The following is an 11,064-nucleotide window of genomic DNA, read 5'->3' on the forward strand; positions in this document are numbered from 1 at the left end:
AATGCTCGATAGCATTAAAGACAGTTTTACAGAAAGTATTCAAATCCAAATCGCCGCTGCAGAGGCGCTTCCAGATGCCATTACCCACGCAGCACAAGCGATGGTCGCTAGTCTATTGAATGGCAATAAAATCCTCTGCTGTGGCAACGGTGGCTCTTCTTCAAACGCACAACAATTTGTTTCCTGTCTTCTTAACCGTTTTGAAACTGAGCGTCCTAGCCTACCTGGTATGGCTCTTACGGCGGACAATACAACCTTGACTGCCGTCGCAAATGACTACCACTATGAAGAGATTTTCTCTAAGCAGGTACGTGCCTTTGGTCAACCAGGTGATATTTTGCTGGCGATCTCTACTAGCGGTAACAGTAAAAACATTATCAAAGCGATGGAAGCGGCAGTAACGCGTGATATGACCATCATTGCACTAACAGGCAAAGACGGTGGTGAAATGGCCGGTTTACTCGGTGAGCATGATGTAGAAATCCGTATTCCTTCTCACAGAACTGCAAGAATTCATGAAGTTCATATGGTGACGCTGCATTGCTTGTGCGATCTTATCGACCAAGTACTATTCCCAGCGCACGAAGAGTAAGCTATGCATTCAATTAAGGCTTTATTGCTATCACTGTTTATCCTCTCCACAACAGGCTGTGCAGGCTTGTTTGTTGCGGGAGCTGCAACGACGGCAAGCATTGTTATCGACCCTAGAACCACTCAAGAAATTTGGAACGATAACAACATAGAGTTTGAAGTCGCTGGTATTGGCAATAAAGCCCCATTCCGCGGCAATGCTCGCGTTACGGCCAGCTCATATGATGGCACTGTGATTTTAGTCGGACAAGCCAATACAGAAGCGCTCAAGCGTGATTTAGAGTCCCAGACGCGTAAAATCAAAGGGGTGAATAACGTTCACAACCAACTTAGAGTTAAGCAGCCTTTATCTATGGGCGAAATTAGCCACGATAGCTGGATTACCACTAAGGTGAAATCGGCGCTGCTGGCTAACTCTGATTTGAGTGGCGTGAAGATCAAAGTGATTACCGAAGATAGAGAAGTGTTCTTACTTGGTTACGTTTCACAGCAACATGCTGATATTGCCACTGATGTCGCGAGAAACATTTCAGGTGTCAAACAAGTGGTTCGAGCATTTCATTCCGGTGAAAGCGAAAGTTAAATTCACAAAATTGAGATACAAAAAAAGCAGCGTAATACGCTGCTTTTTTATTATTTGACGACTCTTAAGCTTGGGCGACCTTTTGGTCTTGGCGGCTCATCATCACCACCATCGGTCACATCAGAAGTCTCAAGCTCTTCAGATTCACTAGCAACAGATAAAGGAGACTCTTCTGTTGTCACTTCCTCTTCGAAGATACCTTCTTCTTCATATTCACCCATGTATGCATCTTCTGGCTCAAACATAGTGCCAGCGCCATTCTCACGCGCATAAATCGCTTGAACAGCATACAGTGGAACGATAACGGAATGTGGACGACCACTAAAACGAGCACTGAAAGTAATCGCTTCGTTGCCTAGTTCTAAATTCCCTACCGCTCTTGGTGCGATATTAAGAATGATTTGACCATCTTGCACAAACTCTAGCGGTACACGTACCCCTGGAAGGTCTGCCGCCACAACTAAGTGTGGCGTTAAGTCGTTGTCCACCAGCCAATCATAAAATGCACGTAGCATATATGGTCGGCGTGGTGTCATGTTTGCAATATCCATCTTCTCGCCGATTAACGAGTTAGACGCATTTCACGTTCAGCTTCAGTTAGAGAAGCTAGGAATGAATCACGCTCAAATACGCGGTTCATGTAAACTTTTAGCTCTTTAGAACCTGGGCCAACTAGCTCAATACCAAGCTGTGGTAGACGCCATAGTAACGGTGCTAAATAGCAGTCAATTAGGCTGAACTCTTCACTCATGAAGTATTCGTATTCTGCGAATACAGGACCAAGAGTTAGAAGGTCGTTACGTAGTTTGTTACGAGCGGCTTCCGCTTCTTCAGCGTTGCCTTTAACAACTTTTTCAGCAAGCGTGTACCAGTTTTTCTCGATACGGTAGATCATTAGACGGCTGTTACCACGAGCAACCGGGTATACAGGCATCAACGGTGGATGAGGAAAACGCTCATCTAGGTATTCCATGATGATCTTTGAATCGTAAAGCGCAAGCTCACGGTCAACTAATGTTGGAACTGTCTTGTACGGGTTAAGTTCAATAAGTTCAGCTGGTAGATTTGCTTCATCTACTAGTTCAACTTCAACACTTACACCTTTCTCCGCTAGAACAATACGTACCTGATGGCTATACATATCAGATGCACTTGAGAATAGAGTCATCACAGAACGTTTATTGGCAGCTACAGCCATGGAGCCCTCCAGCACACTTACAAATATAAAAACAATGGAGGCTAAGCCTCCATTGTTAAGTTCAAAAATTGGGAATTAGCACAGTATGATAGCACAATTAGTGCACATCACGCCAATACTCTTTCTTCAGTAGCACAACAACGATAGTGAAGATAACTAAGAAGCCCATTACCCACCAACCTAGTGCATGACGCTCTAGCTTAACTGGGTCACCTGAGTACTCAAGGAAGTTCACTAGGTCGCGAACTGCGTTGTCGTATTCTTCGGTGTTTAGTTCACCCGTACCGTCAGACTCAACAGCAACAACCTTAGTCACTTCTTTACCGTCAACAACGTGCGTTTCGAAGATTGGCTTAGGAATGCCTTGTAGCTCTTCTAGAACATGCGGCATACCAACACTTGGGAAAACAATGTTGTTTACGCCAAATGGACGGCTTGGATCCTCATAGAAAGAACGTAGGTAAGTGTATAGCCAGTCTGTACCACGAACTCGAGCGACCAGCGTTAGATCTGGCGGTGGAGCACCAAACCATTTCGCTGCAGACTTGTCAGGAATCGCGTTTTCCATCAAGTCGCCCACTTTCGCTTCTGGGTCAAAGATTAGGTTTTCTTTTAGCAAGTCAACTGGGATACCAATGTCACGAGCAACACGCTCGTAACGTTGGTACTGAGTTGAGTGACAGGCGAAACAGTAGTTCATAAACAGTTTCGCACCGTTTTGCAGTGACGCTTGATCACTCAGGTCGTTGTTTGCTTTATCAAGTGGTACGTTCGCACCCGCTGCCATTGCCAATGAAGGCAGCATTGCAAATAAAATTACAATCCATTTTTTCATTTGAATGTCACCCTTTCTGGTAGTGGCTTAGTCGCTTCGTTCTTACTGTAGAAGTACAGCAGCACGAAGAACATGAAGTAGGCTAAGCTGAAGATCTGAGCTAGCAGCGTGTATGTTGGTGTTGCTGGAAGCGCACCAAGAATACCTAACGCAATAAAGCTGATCGTGAATTGGATGATATTGAATAAATGGAACTTACTGCGGTAGCGGTAAGAACGTACGCGACAACGGTCTAGCCAAGGTAGAACAAATAGAACCGCAATCGATGCACCCATCGCGATAACACCTAGTAGCTTGTCCGGAACCGCACGAAGGATCGCGTAGAACGGAGTGAAGTACCATACAGGAGCAATGTGCTCTGGTGTTTTCAGTGGGTTTGCAGCTTCAAAGTTAGGCGGCTCAAGGAAGTATCCACCCATTTCTGGGTTAAAGAACAGCACGTAACAGAACAAGAATAGGAAACCGGCAACACCTACCATATCTTTCACCGTCCCGTACGGGTGGAAAGGAATAGAGTCGATAATGTCGTACTTCTTAGTGTAATCCTTGTGGAATGGGAACTGAGTCTTGTAGTCGTCGCCCATTGTACCTTTAGGAAGCTTGGTTTCGATACCATCTGGGTTGTTTGAACCCACTTCGTGTAGTGCTAGTACGTGTAGAACGATAAGCAGCAGAAGTACGATTGGTAGCGCGATAACGTGTAGAGCAAAGAAACGGTTTAGCGTCGCACCTGAGATAACGTAGTCACCACGAATCCATAGTGTTAGGTCATCACCAATAACAGGAATAGCACCGAAGAGAGAGATGATTACCTGAGCACCCCAGTAAGACATCTGGCCCCATGGAAGTAGGTAGCCCATGAAGGCTTCAGCCATCAACACAAGGAAGATAAGCATACCGAAGATCCACAGTAGCTCACGAGGCTTCTGGTATGAACCGTAGATAAGGCCACGGAACATGTGCAGATAAACCACGACGAAGAACGCAGAAGCGCCTGTCGAGTGCATGTAACGCAGTAACCAACCGTACTCTACATCACGCATGATGTATTCGATTGAAGCGAATGCACCATCACCTGATGGTACGTAGTTCATCGTTAACCAAATACCCGTTAGGATCTGGTTAACCAAGACAAGCATCGCTAGTGAGCCAAATAGATACCAAAAGTTAAAGTTCTTTGGCATCGGATACTCAGAAAGGTGCTTCTTGTACGCATTCATTGCGGGTATGCGTTTTTCTACCCAATCAAGTAGAGCTTGCATTATGCCTCCCCTTCTTCGTCAACACCGATAAGGATTTTCGTATCGCTTAAATACATGTGTTTTGGAACAACTAGGTTCAGTGGCGCAGGAACGCCCTGGAATACACGGCCTGCCATGTCGAATTTAGAACCATGACATGGACAGAAGAAACCTGATTTCACACCCTGAACTTGTTCATTAAAACTGTCAGGTAGATAGGTTGGAGAACAACCAAGGTGTGTACAAATACCAACAGCGACAAAGTACTCTGGCTTAATTGAGCGGTAAGCATTCTGAGCATAAGTCGGTTGTTGTTCTTCTCCTGATGAAGGGTCACGTAATTGACCATCGATCGCTTTAAGCCCGTCTACGACAGTTTGTGCACGACGTACAACCCATACAGGTTTACCACGCCACTCGACACGAACCATCTGCCCTTCTTCAAGTTTACCAATATCAACTTCAACAGGGGCACCCGCAGCTTTGGCTTTTTCACTTGGGTTCCAAGATTTAATAAAAGGAACGGCGACTGCAGCTGCTCCTAGACCACCAACAACAGCTGTTGTAGCGGTTAAGAAACGTCTGCGACCGTTATTTAAAGGCGCATTGCTCATCCAAACATTCTCCCATTTGCTCCTTGTGGATTATTGTTATTCCGCTTAAAGAGCATGGCTAACAAAATACGAATTTAGTTGTATTTATTTGACGGCAAATGATAAATAAAACCCTACTTTTTGACAAGATAAAGCTACCTTTTTGTAACATTTGTGAGGTGAATCGCCAGTGAGGTCACAAAAGGAGATGAAGTAGGATAACTCAAACACTAAGTATGTGTCGGATAGGAGATTTTTTTGAGGGGAAAACAAAAAAGCCTGGCAGAAGCCAGGCTTTTGGTACCACATCCCAATGCAAGCATTGGAAGCGAATCTTTTCGAAAAAAGATTAACGCTTAGAGAACTGTGGACGACGACGTGCTTTACGTAGACCAACTTTCTTACGTTCAACGCAACGTGCGTCACGAGTAACGTAACCAGCTGCACGTAGAGTAGGACGTAGAGACTCATCGTATTCCATTAGAGCACGTGTGATACCGTGACGGATCGCACCTGCCTGACCTGAAATACCGCCACCTTTAACAGTAACGTATAGGTCTAGTTTCTCAGTTAGTTCAACTAGCTCTAGAGGCTGTTTAACAACCATGCGAGAAGTTGGACGACCAAAGTACTCATCAAGGCTACGCTTGTTGATTACGATGTTGCCGCTGCCTGGTTTAACAAAAACACGTGCAGCTGAGCTTTTGCGACGGCCAGTACCGTAGTATTGATTATCTGCCATTTTCGAAATCCCCGATTAGATGTCTAGTACTTGTGGTTGTTGAGCAACATGGTTGTGCTCAGCGCCAGCGTAAACTTTCAGCTTACGGTACATAGCACGGCCAAGAGGACCACGTGGTAGCATACCTTTTACTGCTAGTTCAAGAGCCATCTCTGGCTTGCGATCAATTAGCTTCTCGAAGCTGATTGATTTTAGGCCGCCAGGGAATTCTGTGTGACGGTAGTAAATCTTACCTTTAGCCTTGTTACCAGTTACAGTAACTTTCTCCGCGTTAACAACGATGATGTAATCACCAGTGTCACAGTGTGGAGTGTATTCAGCTTTGTGTTTGCCACGTAGGCGAGATGCAATTTCACTTGCTAGACGGCCAAGAGTTTTACCTTCAGCGTCTACAACGTACCAGTCACGTTTTACAGTTTCTGGTTTAGCAACGAAAGTTTTCATGCTAATAATAACCCGTTCAATAATTAAATTTACACTTAAGGAGCTTTCGCTCCCACTGACTAAGAGTCCAGTCAACACCCCTTCGAGTGGTTGGCACTCTCGACCCGTTATGTCGAAATACCTTCGATAATAAGGTCTGCAGTAACGGTGGGTCGAAGGATTATAGAGAAGTCAGTAGAAAAAATCACCTCTTTTCGCAGAAAAAGTTCATTTTTTTCAATCCCGCTCTGGCTTGGCGAGGAGTTACGCCAAATGCTCTTTCGCTAAATAATCATGACTTTGCATTTCAATCAATCGCGATTGACAACGTTTAAACTCAAACTCAAGCAATCCACCAGCATAAAGCTCTTCTAATGCCACTTCCGATGAGATAATCAGTTTTACATTGCGCTCATAAAACTCATCCACCAGTGCGATAAAGCGTCGCGCTGCATCATCAATGGTACTGTGCATTTGCTTAACGTCAGCCAGCAACACGGTGTGATAAAGGCGAGACATCTCGATATAGTCATTCTGGCTACGTGCTGACTGGCATAACTGCTCAAATGTAGCATGCAGCACATCTTCTGACGCTTGAATCACCGCTATCTCACGATGGTTGATATCAATACTTTCAGCACCGCGCTTGCCTTCACCTACCAGTTGCTCATAGTAGAGCGCCAAGTTTTCACTCGCTTGTTGGTCTAATGGGAAATGGTATATTTCCGCTTGCTCTAAGGTTCTGAGTCGGTAGTCGATACCACTATCCACATTGAGTATATGGCAGTTTTCTTGAATCAAGGCGATAGCCGGGAGGAAACGCGCTCGCTGTAAGCCATTACGATATAAATCTTCCGGTGGAATGTTAGAGGTGGCGACCAAAATCACCCCACGCTTGAACAGCGCTTGAAATAACGTACCCAAAATCATCGCATCAGTAATATCAGAAACAAAAAACTCATCAAAACAGATAATTTCCGTTTCAGATTTAAATTTGTCCGCCACTAACTCCAACGGGTCATTCACATCACCCAGCGCATTTAATTCATCGTGAACTCGGTACATAAAGCGATGGAAGTGCACACGCATTTTCTTTTCGGTAGGCAAAGAGTCAAAGAAAGTATCCACTAAATAGGTTTTGCCTCGCCCTACTCCGCCCCAAAAATAGAGGCCCTGCGGCGCTTGAGGTAGATCTGGAGATTTCTTAGAGAACCAACTCCGCCAGCCACTTGGCTTCTCGACTGGCGTATTCAAGTATTCGAGAAATTCGTGATAGAGCTTATCAAGGGCAGAGACCGCTTGAAGTTGAGCTGCATCCTTCTGAAAACCATGTTCTTTTATGTCGTTGTTATAGATTTCTAGTGGCGTCATCGCTTCGTTACCTAATGAAGAAGACTATGAAACTGCTATGTAGAGCACATGCATTTTTCTTTATTGGCTAAGGCTCTCATAGTACCATGTGAGTACAACATGTGTAACTAACCAGTAAAAAACATGTTAAATAACAATGATAAGGAGCTATTATGCCTTGGATGTATGCCCTCGTTGGTTTGCTTGTCGGTACCGTTTTAGGGGTTGTGATCTCTCGTTTGAGCACGCCTGGATATAAGAAACAGAAAAGTGTCCAAAAAGATTTAGAAACCGCGAAGTTTGAATTAGAACAGCAAAAACAAGATCTTGCTGACCACTTTGCCCAATCAGCGGAAATGTTAGACTCGCTAGGTAAAGAGTACACTAAGCTTTACCAGCACATGGCAAAGACCTCTGGTGAACTACTGCCCAACATTCCAGAACAAGACAACCCGTTCGTGAAGAAGATTAACCAGCAATCTGAAACGCCAAGTGACAGCGAAAGTGTCGAAGTCCTAGCTGAAATTCAACCTCTTAACGAAGCGCCAAAAGATTATGCGTCTGGCTCAACTGGCCTGCTAAAAGAAGAGAAGAAAGAGATCCTTGATTCTCAAGATGTAGTGTCAGCGAAAGCCTCATAACCATTTCTTTGCTGAACTTTGCAAAGGTTTTTGAGTCATATTCCTAGCAGTGGCCATTGAATTCTTATTCTACGTATAAGTTTAAGAGAGTGTCCTTAATCAACTAGGAGTATCCGATGAAAAAACCTTTGCTTGCAGTAACTCTTCTATCTTTAAGCCTAAGTTCAATCATCACACCAATTCAAGCAACGGCAGCACTGCCTTTGTCTGTTGGTGGCGAACAATTACCAAGCCTAGCGCCAATGCTAGAGCGAGTAACCCCTGCAGTCGTCAGCATCTCCGTTGAAGGCACTCAAGTTTCGAAGCAACAGATTCCCGATCAATTCCGCTTCTTCTTTGGCCCAGACTTTCCCGCAGAACAGCTACAAGAACGTCCATTTAGAGGGCTTGGCTCTGGCGTGATTATTGATGCCCAAAAAGGCCATATCATCACCAACTACCATGTGATTAATGGTGCAGAAAAAATCCGCGTTAAACTGTATGATGGCCGCGAATACGACGCAGAACTGGTTGGTGGCGATCAAATGTCTGATGTCGCGTTACTCAAACTAGAGAAAGCCAAGAACCTCACCGAAGTCAAAATCGCTGACTCAGATAACTTACGCGTCGGTGACTTCACTGTCGCGATCGGTAATCCATTTGGCCTAGGGCAAACCGTCACTTCGGGTATCGTTTCAGCTTTAGGCCGCAGTGGGTTAAACCTAGAGAACTTCGAGAACTTTATTCAAACCGATGCGGCGATTAACAGCGGTAACTCTGGTGGTGCTCTAGTCAACCTCAACGGTGAATTGATTGGCATCAATACCGCAATCTTGGGACCAAATGGTGGCAATGTGGGCATTGGCTTCGCTATTCCGTCTAATATGATGACTAACCTCACTGGGCAGATTCTTGAGTTTGGTGAAGTGAAACGCGGCATGCTTGGCGTCCAAGGCAGTGAAATCACCTCAGAGCTTGCTGAAGCACTGGGCTATGAATCAAGTAAAGGGGCATTTGTTAGCCAAGTTGTGCCTGACAGCGCCGCAGATAAAGCGGGGTTACAAGCGGGCGACGTTATTGTCTCAGTCAATGGCAAAGCGATAAACTCGTTTAGTGAGTTACGTGCCAAAGTCGCCACACTGGGCGCAGGTAAAAAAATTACGTTAGGTCTAGTCCGTGACGGCAAGGAGAAGTCTTTTGACGTTACCTTAGGTGAGCAAGCGAGTGTCAAGACGACCGCAGATAAACTGCATGAAGGGTTATCTGGTGCTCAGTTAAGCAATACCAATAGCTCAGATAAGGTTAAAGGAGTTAAGGTCACGTCTGTAGAGGTTGGCTCTAATGCAGAAGCCTATCAGCTACAGCAAGGCGACATCATTATTGGTGTTAACCGCCAAAGAGTGAAAAACCTCGCTGATTTTAGAAAAATCGTCGAAAAACAATCAGGTGTACTCGCACTTAATATCCAACGTGGCGATCGCAGCATTTACCTAGTCATTCGCTAACCTCACCTCAACACAAAATGCGATACAACCTTGAAAGGACAGCGGCATAAGCGGCTGTCCTTTTATTATTTTCTCATCTAGTGCTATTCTTCACCAAATTATCCCTTTTATAACCATGACGAGGAAAGCATGCTGCAGTTTTTATTGCGTTCTGTTGGCTTAGGTATAGCGACAGCCGCCCTGTTGTTAGTAGCCGTGCCCTCTCTACGCACTAATATTCTTCCCCAAGATGTGCCTGAAGATCGCAGCATCGATAACCTATCGCAAATTTCATTTAATAAGGCTGTGCGCAAAGCTGCTCCTGCCGTGGTTAACATCTATAGCCGAAAATATACTGAGAAGGATCGCTCTAAACTCCTTACTCAAGGCTTAGGCTCTGGGGTAATCGTCAGTGAGAAAGGCTACATCATTACTAACTATCACGTAGTCGCTCAAGCTGACCAAATCATTGTCGCGTTACAAGATGGTCGCGTTGCGGCCGCACAGTTGGTTGGTAAAGATCGCCGCACTGATATCGCTATATTGCGTGTTGAGGGAGACAACCTACCTGTTATCCCGCTCAACCCTGACTATTCCCCTATTGTTGGCGATGTCGTATTAGCCATTGGTAACCCATACAATTTAGGGCAAACCACTACCTTCGGCATTATTTCAGCAACAGGTCGCTCCTCAATCAGCGCCGATGGGCACCAAGCCTTTATTCAAACAGATGCTGCCATCAATGAAGGTAACTCTGGGGGCGCCTTGGTCAATACTCGTGGTGAGCTGGTCGGTATCAATACGGCGTCGTTCCAGCAAGCGACTGAGCTTGAAACCTACGGAATTTCATTTGCCATTCCTTACGCTCTTGCCAATAAGATCATGCAAAAGATCATCGCCGATGGACGTGTGATTCGCGGTTATATTGGTATTGATGGCCAAGACATTAACTCCGTCACTTCTCGATTACTCGGTAGTGAACATTTGGGCGGTATCGTTGTGTTAGGCGTAGACCCTAATGGGCCAGCTGCCAACGCAGGCTTTGAGCCGCAAGATATCATTCTCAAAATTAACGATCAGAAAATTAATGGCCGCCAAAGCGTTATGGATATAGTTACTGAGCTTCGACCGGGAACAGTGGTTGATGTGTTGATTCTACGCAAAGGGAAAGAACAGACCCTTCAAGTGACCATCGAAGAAGATACTCGGGATTAAGATTTACGAGTGGACAAAAAAGAAAACCCCATGCCTTGGCATTAATGCCATTCGGATAAGCGCTAACGCTTATACCTAAACGGATATTTGGCCGGAACAAAGAGGACTGAACGTGGAAACGTTCGGTCCTTTCTTTTGTCTGGTAAAATGAAATGGCTGACGCTTTCTCGCATTTGCTTGAGCTTGATT

The 11,064-nt window shown here is 45.2% G+C and carries 13 protein-coding genes; 5 read left to right on the top strand and 8 right to left on the bottom strand.

Annotated features, from left to right (window positions below):
• Position 1 precedes the first annotated feature (1 nt).
• Together ELS82_RS16645 and ELS82_RS16650 are read left to right on the top strand one after the other, a co-directional pair.
• The gene (locus tag ELS82_RS16645) at positions 2–592 is read left to right on the top strand and encodes a phosphoheptose isomerase (RefSeq protein WP_004415461.1); all 591 of its coding nucleotides are present in this window, start codon (positions 2–4) and stop codon (positions 590–592) included.
• 3 nt (positions 593–595) lie between these two features.
• Complete coding sequence (locus tag ELS82_RS16650; protein WP_134836473.1) at positions 596–1,174, top strand: BON domain-containing protein; 579 nt, start codon at positions 596–598, stop codon at positions 1,172–1,174.
• A 50-nt stretch (positions 1,175–1,224) separates the two neighbouring features.
• On the opposite strand, the gene sspB is transcribed toward ELS82_RS16650, so the two are convergent.
• From sspB to zapE, 8 genes are all read right to left on the bottom strand, one after another.
• Positions 1,225–1,725, bottom strand: a complete 501-nt coding sequence (gene sspB, locus ELS82_RS16655; protein WP_134836474.1) for a ClpXP protease specificity-enhancing factor — start codon at positions 1,723–1,725, stop codon at positions 1,225–1,227.
• 11 nt (positions 1,726–1,736) lie between these two features.
• A complete protein-coding gene (gene sspA, locus ELS82_RS16660; protein ID WP_053440147.1) occupies positions 1,737–2,372 on the bottom strand; it encodes a stringent starvation protein SspA in 636 nt (211 codons plus the stop codon).
• 97 nt (positions 2,373–2,469) lie between these two features.
• The gene (locus ELS82_RS16665) at positions 2,470–3,207 is read right to left on the bottom strand and encodes a cytochrome c1 (protein ID WP_134836475.1); all 738 of its coding nucleotides are present in this window, start codon (positions 3,205–3,207) and stop codon (positions 2,470–2,472) included.
• Positions 3,204–4,469, bottom strand: coding sequence for a cytochrome b (locus ELS82_RS16670; RefSeq protein ID WP_134836476.1), 1,266 nt, complete (start codon positions 4,467–4,469; stop codon positions 3,204–3,206). The genes ELS82_RS16665 and ELS82_RS16670 overlap by 4 nt, the downstream gene beginning before the upstream one ends.
• Positions 4,469–5,062: a ubiquinol-cytochrome c reductase iron-sulfur subunit gene (petA, locus tag ELS82_RS16675; RefSeq protein WP_134836477.1), complete on the bottom strand. Its 594-nt coding sequence runs from the start codon at positions 5,060–5,062 to the stop codon at positions 4,469–4,471. Before petA ends, ELS82_RS16670 begins: the two co-directional genes overlap by 1 nt.
• A 328-nt stretch (positions 5,063–5,390) precedes the next feature.
• Positions 5,391–5,783: a 30S ribosomal protein S9 gene (gene rpsI / locus ELS82_RS16680; protein WP_004415472.1), complete on the bottom strand. Its 393-nt coding sequence runs from the start codon at positions 5,781–5,783 to the stop codon at positions 5,391–5,393.
• A 15-nt stretch (positions 5,784–5,798) separates the two neighbouring features.
• Entirely contained in the window at positions 5,799–6,227 is a 429-nt protein-coding gene (rplM, locus tag ELS82_RS16685) for a 50S ribosomal protein L13 (protein WP_004744972.1), read from the bottom strand.
• Positions 6,228–6,470: 243 nt separating this feature from the next.
• Positions 6,471–7,577, bottom strand: a complete 1,107-nt coding sequence (gene zapE / locus ELS82_RS16695; RefSeq protein ID WP_134836479.1) for a cell division protein ZapE — start codon at positions 7,575–7,577, stop codon at positions 6,471–6,473.
• 152 nt (positions 7,578–7,729) lie between these two features.
• On the opposite strand from zapE, the gene zapG reads away from it, so the two are divergent.
• The 3 genes from zapG (at position 7,730) to degS (ending at position 10,875) form a co-directional block, all read left to right on the top strand.
• Positions 7,730–8,197 (top strand): Z-ring associated protein ZapG, encoded by a 468-nt coding sequence (gene zapG, locus ELS82_RS16700; RefSeq protein WP_134836480.1) that lies wholly within the window; start codon positions 7,730–7,732, stop codon positions 8,195–8,197.
• A 116-nt stretch (positions 8,198–8,313) separates the two neighbouring features.
• Entirely contained in the window at positions 8,314–9,681 is a 1,368-nt protein-coding gene (locus tag ELS82_RS16705) for a Do family serine endopeptidase (RefSeq protein WP_134836481.1), read from the top strand.
• Between the two features lie 129 nt (positions 9,682–9,810).
• Positions 9,811–10,875, top strand: a complete 1,065-nt coding sequence (gene degS, locus ELS82_RS16710) for an outer membrane-stress sensor serine endopeptidase DegS (RefSeq protein WP_134836482.1) — start codon at positions 9,811–9,813, stop codon at positions 10,873–10,875.
• Positions 10,876–11,064 lie beyond the last annotated feature (189 nt).

Source organism: Vibrio ouci, from assembly GCF_004551525.1.
Classification (GTDB): Bacteria; Pseudomonadota; Gammaproteobacteria; order Enterobacterales; family Vibrionaceae; genus Vibrio; species Vibrio ouci.

What these genes read in the sequence shown, in the direction of transcription:
- ELS82_RS16645 (WP_004415461.1), top strand. Translation starts at nt 2, where the DNA reads ATGCTCGATAGCATTAAAGACAGTTTTACAGAAAGTATTCAAATCCAA.
- ELS82_RS16650 (WP_134836473.1), top strand. Translation starts at nt 596, where the DNA reads ATGCATTCAATTAAGGCTTTATTGCTATCACTGTTTATCCTCTCCACA.
- sspB (WP_134836474.1), bottom strand. Translation starts at nt 1,725, where the DNA reads ATGGATATTGCAAACATGACACCACGCCGACCATATATGCTACGTGCA.
- sspA (WP_053440147.1), bottom strand. Translation starts at nt 2,372, where the DNA reads ATGGCTGTAGCTGCCAATAAACGTTCTGTGATGACTCTATTCTCAAGT.
- ELS82_RS16665 (WP_134836475.1), bottom strand. Translation starts at nt 3,207, where the DNA reads ATGAAAAAATGGATTGTAATTTTATTTGCAATGCTGCCTTCATTGGCA.
- ELS82_RS16670 (WP_134836476.1), bottom strand. Translation starts at nt 4,469, where the DNA reads ATGCAAGCTCTACTTGATTGGGTAGAAAAACGCATACCCGCAATGAAT.
- petA (WP_134836477.1), bottom strand. Translation starts at nt 5,062, where the DNA reads ATGAGCAATGCGCCTTTAAATAACGGTCGCAGACGTTTCTTAACCGCT.
- rpsI (WP_004415472.1), bottom strand. Translation starts at nt 5,783, where the DNA reads ATGGCAGATAATCAATACTACGGTACTGGCCGTCGCAAAAGCTCAGCT.
- rplM (WP_004744972.1), bottom strand. Translation starts at nt 6,227, where the DNA reads ATGAAAACTTTCGTTGCTAAACCAGAAACTGTAAAACGTGACTGGTAC.
- zapE (WP_134836479.1), bottom strand. Translation starts at nt 7,577, where the DNA reads ATGACGCCACTAGAAATCTATAACAACGACATAAAAGAACATGGTTTT.
- zapG (WP_134836480.1), top strand. Translation starts at nt 7,730, where the DNA reads ATGCCTTGGATGTATGCCCTCGTTGGTTTGCTTGTCGGTACCGTTTTA.
- ELS82_RS16705 (WP_134836481.1), top strand. Translation starts at nt 8,314, where the DNA reads ATGAAAAAACCTTTGCTTGCAGTAACTCTTCTATCTTTAAGCCTAAGT.
- degS (WP_134836482.1), top strand. Translation starts at nt 9,811, where the DNA reads ATGCTGCAGTTTTTATTGCGTTCTGTTGGCTTAGGTATAGCGACAGCC.